The 15583-nt window shown below is 39.5% G+C and carries 13 protein-coding genes and 1 tRNA gene; 2 read left to right on the plus strand and 12 right to left on the minus strand.

The window, feature by feature from the left end:
• Positions 1 to 3: 3 nt before the first annotated feature.
• From DR017_RS07695 to DR017_RS07745, 11 genes are all read right to left on the minus strand, one after another.
• Positions 4 to 2958: a SusC/RagA family TonB-linked outer membrane protein gene (locus tag DR017_RS07695; RefSeq protein WP_002677684.1), complete on the minus strand. Its 2955-nt coding sequence runs from the start codon at positions 2956 to 2958 to the stop codon at positions 4 to 6.
• Between the two features lie 139 nt (positions 2959 to 3097).
• On the minus strand, positions 3098 to 5203 hold the full coding sequence (locus DR017_RS07700) for a glycoside hydrolase family 97 protein (RefSeq protein ID WP_002677819.1): 2106 nt from the start codon (positions 5201 to 5203) through the stop codon (positions 3098 to 3100).
• A 129-nt stretch (positions 5204 to 5332) separates the two neighbouring features.
• Positions 5333 to 6436 carry a beta-ketoacyl synthase N-terminal-like domain-containing protein gene (locus DR017_RS07705; RefSeq protein ID WP_002677721.1) on the minus strand — a complete coding sequence of 368 codons (1104 nt, stop codon included), beginning with the start codon at positions 6434 to 6436 and terminating at the stop codon, positions 5333 to 5335.
• A 27-nt stretch (positions 6437 to 6463) separates the two neighbouring features.
• Positions 6464 to 7378, minus strand: coding sequence for an ABC transporter ATP-binding protein (locus tag DR017_RS07710; protein WP_002677855.1), 915 nt, complete (start codon positions 7376 to 7378; stop codon positions 6464 to 6466).
• A gap of 70 nt (positions 7379 to 7448) precedes the next feature.
• Positions 7449 to 8471: a phenylalanine--tRNA ligase subunit alpha gene (gene pheS / locus DR017_RS07715; RefSeq protein ID WP_040360770.1), complete on the minus strand. Its 1023-nt coding sequence runs from the start codon at positions 8469 to 8471 to the stop codon at positions 7449 to 7451.
• Between the two features lie 88 nt (positions 8472 to 8559).
• Complete coding sequence (locus DR017_RS07720; protein WP_040360760.1) at positions 8560 to 10218, minus strand: DUF6909 family protein; 1659 nt, start codon at positions 10216 to 10218, stop codon at positions 8560 to 8562.
• Between the two features lies 1 nt (position 10219).
• Positions 10220 to 10690: a regulatory protein RecX gene (locus DR017_RS07725; RefSeq protein ID WP_002677698.1), complete on the minus strand. Its 471-nt coding sequence runs from the start codon at positions 10688 to 10690 to the stop codon at positions 10220 to 10222.
• A 91-nt stretch (positions 10691 to 10781) separates the two neighbouring features.
• Positions 10782 to 11162 (minus strand): hypothetical protein, encoded by a 381-nt coding sequence (locus DR017_RS07730; protein ID WP_002677716.1) that lies wholly within the window; start codon positions 11160 to 11162, stop codon positions 10782 to 10784.
• A gap of 48 nt (positions 11163 to 11210) precedes the next feature.
• Positions 11211 to 11281, minus strand: a tRNA-Cys gene (locus tag DR017_RS07735).
• 38 nt (positions 11282 to 11319) lie between these two features.
• Positions 11320 to 11685 carry a dihydroneopterin aldolase gene (gene folB, locus DR017_RS07740; protein WP_002677893.1) on the minus strand — a complete coding sequence of 122 codons (366 nt, stop codon included), beginning with the start codon at positions 11683 to 11685 and terminating at the stop codon, positions 11320 to 11322.
• Between the two features lie 3 nt (positions 11686 to 11688).
• Positions 11689 to 12648: a PorP/SprF family type IX secretion system membrane protein gene (locus DR017_RS07745; RefSeq protein WP_002677988.1), complete on the minus strand. Its 960-nt coding sequence runs from the start codon at positions 12646 to 12648 to the stop codon at positions 11689 to 11691.
• Positions 12649 to 13113: 465 nt separating this feature from the next.
• On the opposite strand from DR017_RS07745, the gene DR017_RS07750 reads away from it, so the two are divergent.
• Positions 13114 to 14046, plus strand: coding sequence for a YiiG family protein (locus tag DR017_RS07750; protein WP_002677757.1), 933 nt, complete (start codon positions 13114 to 13116; stop codon positions 14044 to 14046).
• Positions 14036 to 14920: a hypothetical protein gene (locus DR017_RS07755; protein ID WP_256587556.1), complete on the plus strand. Its 885-nt coding sequence runs from the start codon at positions 14036 to 14038 to the stop codon at positions 14918 to 14920. Before DR017_RS07750 ends, DR017_RS07755 begins: the two co-directional genes overlap by 11 nt.
• Positions 14921 to 14963: 43 nt before the next feature.
• Here the strand turns inward: DR017_RS07755 and DR017_RS07760 are convergent, their stop codons facing one another.
• Positions 14964 to 15476, minus strand: a complete 513-nt coding sequence (locus DR017_RS07760; RefSeq protein WP_002677869.1) for a nitroreductase family protein — start codon at positions 15474 to 15476, stop codon at positions 14964 to 14966.
• Between the last annotated feature and the right edge of the window lie 107 nt (positions 15477 to 15583).

The following is a 15583-nucleotide window of genomic DNA, read 5'->3' on the forward strand; positions in this document are numbered from 1 at the left end:
CGCTTAGAAATTTAAGTTAATACCAAATAGGTAAGTTTTAGGACGTGGGTATACGTTGTTATCGATACCTGAAGTTGCTCTGTTATTAGCATCCACAGATAATACTTCTGGATCTAATCCTTTGTATTTAGTAAGGGTAAGTACATTTTGCATAGTAGCATAGAGACGTACTTTTAGTTTGTTAGCTTCAGGGAAATTGTAACCTAAGGTGATATTGTCAATCTTGAAGAAAGACGCATCGTGTAAATACATATCGCTAAGCATTGTTTGCGTTTTACGCTGACTTAACAAAGTGTCGTAGTAAGAGCTTGGTGTATTGCGCAAAATGTTATCGGAATACACGCGGTCAAGCGATGCATTGGCAGATGATACGTTGTCGTACACATAGTTACCAAGGCTTGCACGGGTAGCGATATTCAAATCCCACTGTTTGTAAGTGAGGTTGGTAGTAAGTCCCATAGTGATATCGGCATAAGGAGATTTGCCCATATAACGGTCGTTTTCATCTATTTTGCCATCATTGTTTCTATCTACATAAGCTCCTTCAATAGGCATACCATCAGCTCCGTACACTTGCTCATAGAGGTAGAAAGTGTAAGGGGCATAGCCTTCTTGGTGGCGTTGTACCGTATTACCAGTACCTCCACTAATACCTCCTACGTTTTGAAGGTTGGTAAGTTTGGTAATTTCGTTCTTATTGTAGGCGATGTTGTAAGTGAGAGTCCAATTGATATTTTTTTCATCATTGCGCACAGGCACTACGCTCACAATTGCTTCAATCCCTTTGTTTTCCATATCTCCAATATTGCTAGCAATACGGCTACCATAGTTAGTAAATGGAGCTACGTTAGCTTCGGCGATAAGGTCTTTGGTAAGCTTGCGATATACATCCACACTACCGAAGAGGCGATTGCCAAAGAAACCATAGTCGATACCCGCATTGAGAGTATTACCAATTTCCCATTTGAGATGTTTGTTCACACTTTCAGGACGTGCTGTTGCAATATAGCGGTTGCCTATTTGATAATAAGCACCATCGTTGATACTACCTACATAACGAGTAAGGAATAGATAATCGCCGAGACCATTTACGTTCCCTACTTCACCATAACCGAGGCGAAGTTTAAGTTCGTTTACTTTTTCTTTATCTTTTAAGAAAGATTCGTTTTTCACATTCCAAGCGAAAGCTACAGAAGGGAAGTAGCCCCAACGGTCGTCTGGGTTCAATTTAGAAGAAGCATCGGCACGGAGGGTGGCTGTAAGCATATAGCGGTCGTTGAAACTATAGTTAGCACGACCAAAGAAAGAGATAAGTACATTTCGGCTCTTGTCGTTCACTGGAGTTTCAACATTATTTTGCCCTGTGAAGTATTCAGTTTTATTTGATTCTTTACTGAAATAAAAACGTTGGTAAGAGTGTCCCACCATAAATGAAAGGTTATGTTTACCAATTTCTTTCATATAGTTTGCATAGGCATCAAACAGGGCATTAGAGGCAATGTGTGTATAATGATCGTGTACCCCATTGAAAGTACTTGATGAAGAAGGCATACGAGGATCGGTAATATCATCACCATTACTCTTAGTATAATCGATACCTGTGTTGATAGTAGCCGTAATATCTTTGAAGAAAGGCAAAGTATAATCTACTTTCACGTTAGAAATCAAACGATTTACAGTAGAGGTATTATCACGCAAATAAAGCAATGCTAATGGGTTAGAAGGAGCATTATTGTTTTTGTTGCCATTTTCTAACCAAGTGTGATAACCTGCATATTTATCAGGACCTCCATAAATTGATTGGGTAGGATCATACTCAATAGCAGCACCTATAGCACCTTTATCGGCAAAGCGGTTTTTGATAAAAGAGCCTGATACGTTGAACTCAGTACGCAATGATTTATCAAAGAACTGAGGTGTTAAAGACAATTTAGCGGTTGCACGTTGGAATTTATCAGTTTTGAGAATACCATCGGCATAAGTATGTCCTACAGAAAGGCGGTAAGGAACCACAGATTTGATAGAACCAGAAACTCCTACAGTGGTATTGGTAGTAGGTGCTATTTGGTAGATTTCTTTTTGCCAATTAGTATTTGCATTACCTAATAGTGCTTTTTGATCAGCAGTACCAGTTTGGTTTACTAAGGCACGAAACTCATCGGTAGATAGGAGGTTTACATAATCGGACACTTGGCTGAAAGAGATACTAGAATTTACCGCTACTTGTGTATCTTGGTTCATCTTTCCTTTTTTGGTGGTAATCATAATTACCCCATTGGCAGCACGTGAACCATAGATAGCTGTAGATGAAGCGTCTTTTAGCACGGTCATACTCTCAATATCTTCGGGGTTGATAGAGTTCAAAATACTACGTGACCCCCCAACAGCTCCATCGTTCATTGGTATACCATCTACTACTACAAGTGGATTAGAGTTCAAAGTAAGAGATCCTGTACCGCGCACGCGGATGTTTTGCCCATCACCAGGAGCACCACCAGCGGAGGTAATTTGCACCCCTGCTACTTTACCTTGTAACAATTGGTCGGCAGAGAGGTTTTGCCCTTTGTTGAAGTCTTTGGTAGTTACCAAGTTTACAGAACCTGTAACATCTTGTTTTCTAGCTACTCCATACCCGATAACTACTACGTCGCCGAGTTGTTGTACATCTTCTTGAAGAACGATGTTCATAGTTCCTGCTTTAGCAGCTACTTCTTGAGATTTGAAACCTACAGATGAGAATACGAGAGTAGCCCCTTTCTCTACTTTTAGTTCAAAATTACCGTCGAAATCGGCGGCAGTACCGTGAGAGGTACCTTTTACGAGCACACTAGCACCCATTAAGGGTTCGCCAGCGCCATCTTTCACTGTTCCTTTTACAGTGATTTGTTGTGCATAACCGAAAGCTACACACAAGAAAAACACTACTGCATAAAGTAGTTTGTTCATTTTTACTTTCATACGCTTTTCTAATTTGAAAATTTGTCGATTTGTCGATGCTAATCAAGAATTAATTTGACTTATCAACTTTGCCAAAGTTTCACACTTTGGCAAAGTGTGGTGATATATTTGTTGATTTGCAAATCGACTTACTGACTCATTATTTAATTTCTTTAATGCTAATAGCATAGCCGCCACCTTGAGCAGCTGTGAGTTTTAATTTGGTTTTAGCATTTACTTTTTGTTTGGTAATAGTATATGCCTTAGGATTGGTTTTCCAGTTGGCATCTTTGGCATCGGCATAGATGGTAGCCTCATACTTCTTGCCTTTATCGAGGAAGTTGAGCAAGAGTTCTGAAGTATGACCACCTTCGTGAGCGGTACAACCTACGTACCAATCGTTGCTGTGTTTATCTTTACGAGCAATGGTGATGTAACGTCCTGGTTCAGCTTCAAGGTATACACTTTTTTGCCAATCTACGGGTACATCTTTGATGAATTGGAAAGCATCAGCGTACTTTTCGTAGTTCTCTGGCAAGTCGGCTGCCATTTGTAACGGACTGTACATTGTTACATACAATGCTAATTGGCGTGCCAAAGTGGTGCGTATCTGACTGTTGTTGTTAGGATTTACATACTTCATTTCGGTCTCGAAGATACCAGGGGTATAGTCCATAGGGCCTCCTTGCAAACGAGTGAAAGGCAAGATAGTGGTGTGGAATACTTTGTTACCACCAAAAGCCTCATACTCAGTACCGCGAGCTGATTCGTTACCTATCATATTAGGGTAAGTACGGCAAATACCGGTAGGGCGTACTGCTTCGTGCGCATTTACCATTATTTTGTGTTTAGCAGCTTCTTTAATCGCATAAAGGTAGTGATTGATAGTCGATTGGCTATAGTGGTGTTCACCCACTGGAAGAATATCGCCTACATACCCACTTTTCACTGAGTTATAACCGTATTTGTTCATCAACTCGTAAGCGGCTTTCATATGGCGTTCGTAGTTGCGAGTAGAGCCAGAAGTTTCGTGGTGCATCATCAGTTTTACACCTTTAGAGTGCGCGTAGTCGTTGAGCGCTTTGAGGTCGAAATCGGGGTAAGGGGTTACAAAATCGAACACATAGTCTTTTTTGTTACCAAACCAGTCCTCCCAACCTATATTCCAACCTTCTACAAGCACTTGATCGAATCCGTGTTTCGCTGCAAAATCAATATATTTGCGCACTTCTTCGTTGTTAGCGCCGTGGGTACCATTAGGTTTAGTTTTGCTGTAATCAACGGTATTAAGGTCGATAGTAGGGAGGTCGTTCGTATAACTCCAAGAGTTTTTACCGGTAATCATTTCCCACCAAACACCTACGTATTTTACAGGTTTAATCCAAGAAGTATCGGCGATAGCACAAGGTTCGTTGAGATTGAGAATCAATCGAGAAGCTAAGATTTTACGTGCATCGTCGCTCACCATAATCGTACGCCAAGGGCTGTGGCAAGGAGCCATTAGGTAACCTTTATCACCTTTAGCATCAGGAGTGAGCCAAGATTGGAAGACGAAAGTTTTGTCGTCGAGATTGAGGTTCATCAAGGAGTAATCAACCAAAGCAGCTTCGTGAAGATTGATATACAAGCCGTCTTTGGTTTTCATCATTAGAGAAGTTTGTACGCCAGTAGGTGAAAAAGCAAACTGCGATACGTTTTCGGTAACAGCTTCTTTCATCAATCCGCGAATTTCGGAGAGTTTACTTTCCGTATAGTCGTATTCTTGGGTGTCGTAGTCCCCAGGAATCCACCAAGCGGTGTGGTCTCCAGCCATCGCAAACTGCGAGAGTTCTTCCTCTATTACAAAATAGGTGAGCTCTTTTTGTGAAGGGAACTCATAGCGGAATCCCACTCCTTCGTTGTACACGCGAAAACGAATGTTCATTTTGCGGTTGGTATTATTTTGCTCTAAAGAAACAAGAAGCTCATTGTAGTGGTTAAGGATTTCGCTTTCTTCCCCCCATACAGGTTTCCAAGTTTCTTTGAAAGTAGATTTTTTAGTATCTACTACTTTAAAGTTATTGGTTAAAGGCTCGGCTTTTTTAAGAGTGAAGCCCAAAGTACTTTCGTTTATCACTGGTTTATTTTTGTAGGTAACCTTATATGAAGGAGTTCCGTCGCTTTTCAGTGAAAAAGAGAGCATCACACTGCCATCTGGAGAGCTTTGTTGCTGTGCCATAGTGAGATGGGCAGCAAAAATGCTCATCAAAAAAATTATTTTTCTCATCTTTTTATTCCTTTATAGTGTTAAAATCGGGCTCAAAGTTACGAATATTTTCTTAATAAGCAAATTTTCTTCACTTTTTTTTAACATAAAAAAATAATATTCAGATGTTAGTAATTATATATTAGGGGGTTATAGTTGTTTGATCACAAGTGCGGTGTTGCTACCACCAAAGCCTGAGGCTGTTTTGAGGATGTAATTCACTTTTTTATGCTGGGTTTCTCTCAACACATTAATAGGATGAGAAACACCGAGAGTTTCAAAATTAAGACTTTTTAGAAGGGTTTTGTAATGAGCTAATTCAATGGTAAGTAGGGTTTCGAGCAGACCTGAAGTACCTAAGGTGTGACCAAAGTAACCTTTGTAGCTGTTGAGAGGCGCTGAAAGGAGATTGGCTCGCATAAAGGCGATGCTTTCCATCTCGTCGTTATAGAGGGTACCAGTGCCGTGAGCATTGATGAGGTCTATTTGCTTGGGGTCTATTTTTGCCTCATCGAGAGCGTTTTGGATACTCAAATACAATCCTTCGCCAGTGCGTGAAGGCCCTGAAATATGATTGGCATCGTTGATAGAACTGCTCCCCAAGAGCTGAGCTTTAGCAGCTTGCGCTTCCTTGCTCACATACACCGCAGCGGTTGCCTCACCCAAGGTAATGCCATCGCGAGTAGCATCGTAAGGCTTGCAAGGTTTAGCACTCATTGCTTGAAAGGACTGAAAACCCGAAAGCACAAACTCACTTATCTCGTCGCCAGCCAATACCACAGCACTGTCGTAACTATCTGTTTTTAGCAGACTATCGGCTACTGAGAGCGCCATTGCTCCTGATACACAAGCATTAGAGACAACAATAGGCGTTGTAGAGATCCCTATTGCATTGGCTATTTTTTGAGCTGTAGCCGAAAGTAAAGGGGTAGGATTTCCTTTGGCAAGTGCTGAAATATTACCTTTAGTAGTGGAAAGAATTAGAGCAGTGCGAGGGGTAATTTTGATATAACGAAGTATAGGAGCAACTGCCAAAAGGAGCATTTTTTCCAATCGCGAAAAACCTTCAAGCCCCACGAGTTGCTGGTATTTGCTCTCCAAAGCTCCATCGCCTATTTTAGAAAGACAAACATTGGTGAGTTGCCCATAGATAGGATAACGAGCGATACCCGATTGTTCTCTCAGCACCAAATGAGCGGTGGTAGGGAGGTCGAGTCCTAAAGGTGTTACGATATTATAGTGATGGAAATACATTTGGCGATTTAGTGCGATCCGCACGAGCTATTTGATTTGTAAATGAACTATAGCGTTTTTAGCAAGCGGGATGAGGTGATAGAAATAGATTTTTGTCTCGGGAGTCGTAGCTTCTATAAGGTAATGTGCTCCCTGAAAGTAGTTATGTTGCACAGTAGCTCGCCAATCGGTGGGATGAGGGGCAAGCACAATTTGATGAGGTCTAAAGAGTTTGCCTTGATAGGTAGTTACTTCTCCAAAGAGAGAAGCAGTATAAGCATCGGTATCTTGAGCGTAGATATTGAGGGTATCGCCAAAGTGCAACAATTCACCTTTGCGCATTATTGCTGTTTTATCAGAATAAGAAAGGGCATCTTTACCGTCGTGAGTTGCTACTATACAGCTGATATTCTGCTCTTTTAGATAAGCAAAAAGGGTGCGCTGCAAGTCGTTTTTCCTAAAATTATCTACCTGACTAAAGGGTTCATCGAGTAACAACAATTGGGGTTCTTGTGCTAATGCCATTGCCAATGCTACACGCTGTTTTTCGCCACCACTGAGGTTTAGGGCTTTTAGGGGAGCAAAGCGTTCCATACCTACTAAGGTGAGGAGTTCCATTACACGTTCTTTTTTATAATCCAAATCGAGATTGGAAATAAACTTACCAACATTCTCAGCAACAGTGTGGTAAGGTCCTAAGCCAAAATCTTGAGCGAGGTATTTCATCGTTTTGAAACCTGGCACTAACTGACGTGAGGGTCCCCAGACGCGTTCGTTGTGAAAGAGCACAGAGCCTTCTTGTACGTCTACAAGTCCGTAGATAACTTTGAGGAGGGTACTCTTGCCACATCCGCTTTCGCCCATCAAGGAAAGGTGTTCACCTTGTGAGAGTTCAAAAGAGATATTTTTCAGTAATTCGGGTTGCCCATTGTAGGCAAAAGAAACGTTTTTAAGGAAAAGCATTTTTTAAGGTAACAAGTAACAAGTAACAGGTAACAAGTGTTGTGACACGTTTGTTAGTCTGTTAATTTAATTAAAGAGCGCTTTTGAATTGTTCTAAGAATCGAGCGTCGTTCTCGTAGAACATACGGATATCCCCTATTTGGTAAAGCAACATTGCGATGCGTTCTACCCCCATACCAAAAGCAAAACCACTGTACTGTTCGCTATCGATACCGCAGTTTTTAAGCACATTAGGGTCGGTCATACCACAACCCATAATTTCGAGCCAACCAGTTCCTTTGGTAATGCGGTAATCTACCTCGTTGTTAAGCCCCCAGTAGATATCTACTTCGGCACTAGGCTCGGTGAAAGGGAAGTAGGACGGGCGTAAGCGGATACGAGATTTGCCAAACATTTCTTTAGTGAAGTACAAAAGTGTTTGTTTGAGGTCGGCAAAAGATACGTTTTTATCGATATACAAGCCTTCTACTTGGTGGAACAAGCAGTGAGAGCGAGCAGAAATAGCCTCGTTGCGGAACACGCGCCCTGGGGAGATTGTACGGATAGGCGGCTGGTGGTTTTCCATATAGCGTATCTGTACAGAACTGGTGTGAGTGCGCAAAAGGATATCGGGGTTAGTTTGTATAAAGAAAGTGTCCTGCATATCACGTGCAGGGTGATATTCGGGGAGATTGAGGGCAGTGAAGTTGTGCCAATCGTCTTCCATTTCAGGTCCATCGGAAACATCGAAACCTATATTCGCAAATATTTTTACAATTTCATTCTTCACCAATGAAATAGGATGGCGAGCGCCAATGGGAGCAGGAGCAGCAGGGCGGCTCAAATCACCATAAATACCATTGCTCTCGTTGCGTTCTTCGAGACGGTCACGCCATTCTTGTACTTTAGCTTCAGCTTTTTGTTTGAGTTCATTCACTACCTGCCCAAAGGTCTTTTTTTCTTCATTAGGCACTTCTTTAAAAGCTGCAAAAAAATCGTTTAACAAGCCTTTTTTACCGAGGTATTGAATGCGAAATTGTTCGAGTTCTTCTTTAGTTTTCGCTGTAAAATCTTCAATTTTAGCGATATGTTCTTTTATTTTATCAATCATCATAAAAGCGGAGTGGGTTCATTTAGTTTTTCTCAAGAGGCAAAAGTACAAATAATTTATAAATTAGCAAATTTGTAAATTCCCAAATTTATCAATTAAAAATCTGTTCTAATATTTTAAAGGTGATGAGATAGGTAGGTTTTACGCCCGTAGTACCCAATCCGCCAGAAGCGAGAGTGCTACCAGTTTCGAGAGGGTTATCGGAAGCATAGTAAGCATAACGCACTTTCACATCTTCGCGTATGCTTTTCCGTATTTTAGAAGCTGATTGTATAGCTTTTTGGTAATGAACACCTTCCATTTCCAAGCCTACGGCATTCCACGTAGAGTGCAAGAAGAATTTCAGGATATCCTTATTTTGGAGAGACGTTCCTAACACTGTAACCATCGTGCCTTCAAACACTTTAAGACCATTCCCTTCAAAATCGGCTTTAGAGAACTCGTTGTGGAAAGGATAGTTATCGGCAGTACCTTCAAAAATATGAGAAGTAGGAATCATCAAATCGCCTTTTTCGCCTTCCAAAATACCTGCTTTTCCCATAATAGAAATAGAAATCACATCGAGAAAATGCGTCTTACCACCTTTGTGATAAGGTTTTAGCAACTCGTCGATGGTTTCGTAAGCCTGTTCGCCAAAAGCGTAGTCCATCACAAAGATTACAGGTTTTTGGTTTTCCTCAAGGTGATGCACTTTGTAAGGCGTATCGGCAAAATCTATTTTGGCAGTATCAAAGAGTTGGACATCGATATTGGTACCTGAAGTATCGTCTACCGAAATCATTCCGTGTTTGTGAGCATAGTCTTTCACCTTTTTGCGCAGAGGTTCACTCTCGGGCAAGCTAAGCAGCTCAAAAAGTTCGATACGTGATTTTACTTTCACTTCGCCTGCAAGAGCTTCTTCGGCAAACAAGCTATTCATCACGCTGTGCATATTAGCACTGATGATGTGCAAGGGGCGGTTTAAGAGTCCGTTTTTAAGGAGGATATGTTTGATATTTTCCGCCCATATTTCGCCGTGGAGGTGGTGACCGATGCGTTCGCGCAATACGGTACTGAAAGTAATCACGCGTTTATCGTCGTTCACACGCTCATTGAACGCCAATTTACCCAACCAGTAGATGATGTGAATAAATCGATCGGGGAAAGCGGGGGTAGCCAATGCTTTGTAAGCAGTGAGTACCTCTTCAAAGGTGCGCCCCAACAAGTTACCGATGTGTATGAAAGTAGCCTCACGCTCGGCAAGGGTGAGTTTATTTTTTTGAATATTAGATTCGAGTTTTGCCCAATCGTGAGAAATTTTATTATCGTCTAAGAAAATACGATCGGCGATTTTGTGAGATTCTATAAAGAGGAAAGTGAGGTGCGTAAGCACATCGTAGATATCGGAACGACCGCGAGTAATTTCGATATTCATTTGCTCGGGATCAATGCGATAGCAATTGCGGCGGCGTTTAGGGGGGATAATAGGTTTGAAATGCGACTGGCGATACCCTTCATCGGCGATGAGATTGATGTACTTACATTGCTCAATACCCTCGGGAAGACGGTCGAGTACATAGATAAGTCCGCTGAGTTCAGATTTACTTTCAGCGATAGTGCCATAGATTTCGGGGCGTAGAACGAGTAAAGACTCGCGGAGTGCCTCGCCTGAGATACCCATAGGTTTATAGAAACCTCTTGAGAAGAGGTGTCTCATTGTTACATACATACGCTCAATGGCGTTTGTGGATTCTTGTGCTCTACTTTTCATATTATTCGTCGTATAATTCATCTACTATTTCGTAGACGAGTTCGGGTTCAAAGCCGCGGTATAGGAGAAAGTTGGCTAATTTAGCTTTGGCTTTATAAGGATTTTTTTCTTTGATAGTTGCTTGTTTTTTTTCGGCTAATAGATTGAGGGTATCATAGTAGTCTTCGTCAGTAATTTCACTCAATCCAGCTTCGATATTATAATCGGTGAGCCCTCGAGCTTTGAGTTCTCGCTGTATGCGGAGTTTTCCCCACTTTTTGTTATAGAATTTACCTCGGGTAAAACTTCGGGCGTAGCGTTCTTCATTGAGGAATCCATAATGAATAAGGTGAACAACGATATCGTCTATAGCTAAAGGAATCATACCCATAGCACGGAGTTTGGCAACTACCTCGCGGTGGCAACGCTCCTGATAGGCACAATAGGCTTCGAGACGAGCTTTAGCTTCTTGGACGGTGTAAGTCTTTTCCAATTAACAATTAATAATTTGCAAAAAAACCATCCTTTTGGGATGGCTTTTTAATTATTAAACTAAATTTGTTTATTATGACAACAGCTCCTTATTAGAAGATAGCTGCTAGGTCTTTTTTGTATTTAGCGAGCAAAGCACGAGTAAGACCGAGGTTTGCTTTTGAAGAATCTACTGCTAAGTAGATGAAGTAGCCACCACTTGCAGCGATATCGATAATGTGGATTTGATTAGTAAGAGTAATAAGGATATCCTCAATTTTTTCTTTAGAAGCCAAACCAAGTATTTGGAGGGCGTTTTGTTTTGCCTTTACAACTTCGAGGTTATAAGCAGAAGCTAAGTTAGGGTCAAAACTAGGATCTACTGATTCTGCTCCATAAGAAACACCTGAACGCACTTCAGTAACTGAAACAGCGATAAATCCAGGAACATTGGTTTTCATATCCTGAATGAATTTGTCTAAAACATTTATCATTGTCTTGTAAGTTTTTTTTATTAATTATTAAATGAAATATTGTAAGTGAGGCATCGAGCGGATTTGAACCGCTGTATAAGGTTTTGCAGACCTCCGCCTAACCCCTCGGCCACGATGCCTTTTATTGTTCAGGGCGCAAAGATAGAATTATTTTTTTTTAACTACCAAATCTTTTGCGCTTTATTTTTACAATTACTTGAGCTACATCCCCTCCTATAGGAGGATTAACCTTGGCGATTTTTAGTTTTAGTTTCTGAACCTGTGGAAGTTCTGAGAAAATTCTATCGGAGATGCGACCTGCTACATTTTCTAACAATTTCGCACGGATAGCCATTTCTTCTTTTACTATTTTGTTCAGATGTACATAATCTACGGTATCAATGAGCTCATCGGTTTGGATTGCTTTTTTTAAATCGGCGTATACTTTTAAATCAACGCGATAGTCGCTACCAATAACACCTTCTTCGGCAAGGCAGCCGTGACAAGCATAGACGCGTATGTTTTTAAGAATAATTTCTTCCATTTATTATCGTTGTGCACACTTACAGTTACTAACCCCTTGGAACAAGTCGAGACCTAAAGTCAACATATGTGTACCAGAGTTATAGCCTATGAGTTCGTTGAGGGTAACTTGATAAGAATAAGCAGCATAGAACATTCCGAATTTAGCACCTGCCATAGGGCCTATGTTGAGAGGGCGGAAAAGCTGGTCGTTGAGAGAACGATAGTTCAATCCTACCCAATAGTAATCTTCTATATCAAGCCAACGGAATTTGATATTAAAATCGGTTGTAGAACGCCCATCACTTTCGTAGTGTTGGAAGAGGACAGAAGGTTCGATTTCAAATCGGCTATTTTTGTCACGTTTGTAGCGGTAACCAGTATACACCATATAGTTACGGAGTGCTTTAGGTTCTTCTTTGTAGAAACGCTCGATATCTTTGTTGAGAATGTTGAGAGCTGTAAGGTTGATCCACCATTTTTTATAGCGATAAAGGACAGCCACATCGAAGTTATGGTTTACAGTGAAGCGGTCGTTTGTAAGCGCTTGGTCGTTACCAGATATAGTTCTATCAAACTTATCGATTTCAATTTTAAAAGTATTCAAAGCATAAGAAATACCGAAAGAGATGAAGTGGTTGTCGTAACGGTCGAGAGTAAGGTGGTGAGCGAAGGTAGCTTTACCCCCCATTTGCTTAGTAAAACCATTGCGGTCGTTATAGAGCATCACCCCTGCCCCACTGCGTTCACCGAGACGCATATCACCTCCAAGTGATTGATAGTCGGGAGCGCCTTTTACACCTACCCACTGAGTAACCGCAGAGAGACGGATGCGCACGAAGTCACCAATACCAGCGTAGGTAGGAGCGATTAGGAACTCGCTATCTGCCAAATACTGATTTTGTTGTGGTAAATTTAGCTCTTGAGAGAAGGCTTTTGGAGCAAAAGCACATACTGCTAAAACAAACAAAACTATTTTTTTCATTGTTGATAAAATTAAACTATTAGATTGCTATAATACTCAATTTCTGATTTTATGAGACACCTATTTAGTATATAAGTACAACTCACAAAATTTTCAGCAAAGATATTTATTTTTTTTGTGTTACGCTACTATTTGAGTAAAAAAAAACGAATATTTAACGTATTTAGATTTTTTTTAACATTTTTAAAGTATGTTTTTTATTGCATATTTTTTAATAAAAATCCTATTTTATTGGATATAATCTAATGTTTTCGTGTTTTTTGTTACTGTTTATTCAATTTTTTGTGGATTTTATTGATTTTTTAACCAATTGAGAAAAGAATACCCTTTTACGTGAGTTGTGACGAATATTTTAACACTGAAACAAGAGGTAAGAAGCAAAAAAATAAAAGAACTAAAATTTGCTATTTTGCTAATTTTCGCATACTTTTGCCAAAAATTATTCATTTAAATAAAAAAAGCAATATGAAAAGATTTACTTTTGTATGGGCGCTCATAGCGCTATTTTTTATAGGCTGTAAAAACAACAACAGCAATAATCCTTTTAGTGGTTCGGCAAGTGGACAACAAGAGGCTAATGAGGTGATTGAATATTACAACAACGCCTTAGAACTCTATAAAACATATAACAACTCGTACATCAACCAAGGGGTGAATTATATAGAGAAAGCTCAAGAGTTTGTAGAAAAAAAAGCAACAGGTGCTTTGGCTATTAAGCCTATCAAACCTATTTTTATGATGATCAGCCCTATGAAAGAAAACAAGGAAGCACCGAAGGGTTTTGGCGACAAGCAAGAAACCATTAAAAAAGCAATGGAAGAGATGAAACGCAGCGCTCAAGCAATGCGCAATTTAATAGATGCTACTACATCGTACTTAGATGCAGAAGATTACAAAGATGACAATGGCAAAAAACTGAAAGACCACCAAAAAGAAGCTGAAGCTCAAGCCTTGGCTTTTAGAGAAAATGCTAAAACACTTCTCAACACAATGAGCCCCATCGTAAATCAAGCTGAAGAGAGCAGTTTAGAAGACCACCCTCTAAAAGAACACATCATTTCGTCTAAAAAATTAGTAGCTCAAACAGAAGAATTTATAGATGAAGTAGAAACTCAAGCTGAAAGCGAGCGCTTAGACGATGCTAAATTGCAAAACTTGTACACTGCTATTGAAGAACAAGTTGCCAAAAATGAAAAGTTAGAAATCAGCAACAAAGAATATGCAAGCAGAAAAAGCAGTTTTGATTTTTTCAACAAAAGTGTGAGAGAGTATTTAGGTGCAGCACGCAAATTGATACGTAATGCGAAAGAAGCAAAGGAATTTTCGGAAAGAGATTACCAAGAGCTCAACTCTAATTACAACCAATTGATTAACGCTTATAACAATTTTGTGGATTGATATCCAGAATTCTAAAATAATTTCAGAAATGACAGCAACGGATTTAAAAAACAATTATCGCAATATTCGCATTGTAGTTCTATGCTTTGCAATCTATATTCTATTGAAATGGTTTTCTCCTTTTTTGATAGTACTCGATTATGATTTTATACAAATACTCATCCCTTTTATCATTTCGGGTATTGTAATATTTCCTATTGTGGTGATAGGATACAAATTATTAGGCGACAAAGGAAATTACCTTCAGGTATTGGGTATAAAAGGTAATATTAAAGAAGGCTTGGTTGCTGGAGGTGTGTTGTTTTTGGCAGCTTGGGTCTTTTCTCTTTTTCCTTTAAGCTTTTTACAAAATTTGATGTATGTAAAAAGTCTTTTTTACATTTTTATAAACATTTTTGTTGTTGAACTATGCACACGAGCATTCTTCTTTAGGAAAATTAGCTCTTATACAAAATGGGGGTTCTTTCGCATAATTTTATTTTATATAGCTATCTATTTGGCTGTAGCTATTGTAACGATTTCTGTAATTTTGCTTTTTAACAAGGACATCCTATCGGGAATAAGCAGTTATTTCAAATTAATGCAAATATTCTCTATAGACGTACTATTACAAGAAATTTTGTCGGTTATAGGGATTTTTTTGATGTTACTTTTAACGGAAATTTTCCTTTTTTGGCTTTATATGGAATGGAATTTCAACTTTTGGGTAGTTGTATTTGCACATTTAGTATTGACTTTGGCTAACGATTTAACTTTTGAGTTTTTAAGTATTGAAATTCCCATTTCAATACTATTAATTGCCACTGGTGTGATAGGGACTGTTCTATATAAACAAAGAAAAGGTTTACCTTTAGAAGTAAAACGATTTTGGTAGTAGCACGACAAGCAATTGTAACACAATAGGTAATTGCAGCTCTTTATCTTTTCTTTCCCATAAAAAAGAGTCCATAACAACGTTCATTTCCTTCTAATTGTAGAAAATCTTTCAGTTGAAACATAAAACCAGGGGTACCCCAATAACAGCCTACCGCGTGGGCAGTGCAGGTGAGATACATATTCTGTACTGTCATCGCTGTAGCAGCAATTTCTTCCCATTCGGCTACTTTACCACTAAAATGAACACTGATAGTAACTACGGCATAAGATTTAGCTACTTTTTTCGCTATTTCATTCATTTTTATCTCAGAAAAGCTCTCTGCCGGTACATTTTCTTTGTATAAACGCACTAATTCTTCTCCCAAACGCACTTTCTCATCACCTTTATACACTTTTAATCGCCAAGGTTTAGTGCGTTTGTGGTTAGGAGCTTCATCTGCAGAACTAATAATCTCTTGTAAGACTTCTTCGGGTATAGGGCTATCACTATATTCGGGTGGATAGACGCTTTTGCGAGAGGTAATGATATGCTTGAGTGTTTGGGCTTCTGTCATAATATTAAAAAAATAATGTTTCACGGGGCAAAGATAGTAAATAAAGACGAATTACGAATTACTAAAAAAGGAGGTAACAAGGTTGTAACTTCAAAAAATAATCGTAC

Source organism: Capnocytophaga sputigena, from assembly GCF_900446695.1.
GTDB lineage: Bacteria > Bacteroidota > Bacteroidia > Flavobacteriales > Flavobacteriaceae > Capnocytophaga > Capnocytophaga sputigena.

What these genes read in the sequence shown, in the direction of transcription:
- DR017_RS07710 (WP_002677855.1), bottom strand. Translation starts at nt 7,378, where the DNA reads ATGCTTTTCCTTAAAAACGTTTCTTTTGCCTACAATGGGCAACCCGAA.
- DR017_RS07730 (WP_002677716.1), bottom strand. Translation starts at nt 11,162, where the DNA reads ATGATAAATGTTTTAGACAAATTCATTCAGGATATGAAAACCAATGTT.
- folB (WP_002677893.1), bottom strand. Translation starts at nt 11,685, where the DNA reads ATGGAAGAAATTATTCTTAAAAACATACGCGTCTATGCTTGTCACGGC.
- DR017_RS07695 (WP_002677684.1), bottom strand. Translation starts at nt 2,958, where the DNA reads ATGAAAGTAAAAATGAACAAACTACTTTATGCAGTAGTGTTTTTCTTG.
- DR017_RS07750 (WP_002677757.1), top strand. Translation starts at nt 13,114, where the DNA reads ATGAAAAGATTTACTTTTGTATGGGCGCTCATAGCGCTATTTTTTATA.
- DR017_RS07705 (WP_002677721.1), bottom strand. Translation starts at nt 6,436, where the DNA reads ATGTATTTCCATCACTATAATATCGTAACACCTTTAGGACTCGACCTC.
- DR017_RS07745 (WP_002677988.1), bottom strand. Translation starts at nt 12,648, where the DNA reads ATGAAAAAAATAGTTTTGTTTGTTTTAGCAGTATGTGCTTTTGCTCCA.
- DR017_RS07760 (WP_002677869.1), bottom strand. Translation starts at nt 15,476, where the DNA reads ATGACAGAAGCCCAAACACTCAAGCATATCATTACCTCTCGCAAAAGC.
- pheS (WP_040360770.1), bottom strand. Translation starts at nt 8,471, where the DNA reads ATGATGATTGATAAAATAAAAGAACATATCGCTAAAATTGAAGATTTT.
- DR017_RS07700 (WP_002677819.1), bottom strand. Translation starts at nt 5,203, where the DNA reads ATGAGAAAAATAATTTTTTTGATGAGCATTTTTGCTGCCCATCTCACT.
- DR017_RS07720 (WP_040360760.1), bottom strand. Translation starts at nt 10,218, where the DNA reads ATGAAAAGTAGAGCACAAGAATCCACAAACGCCATTGAGCGTATGTAT.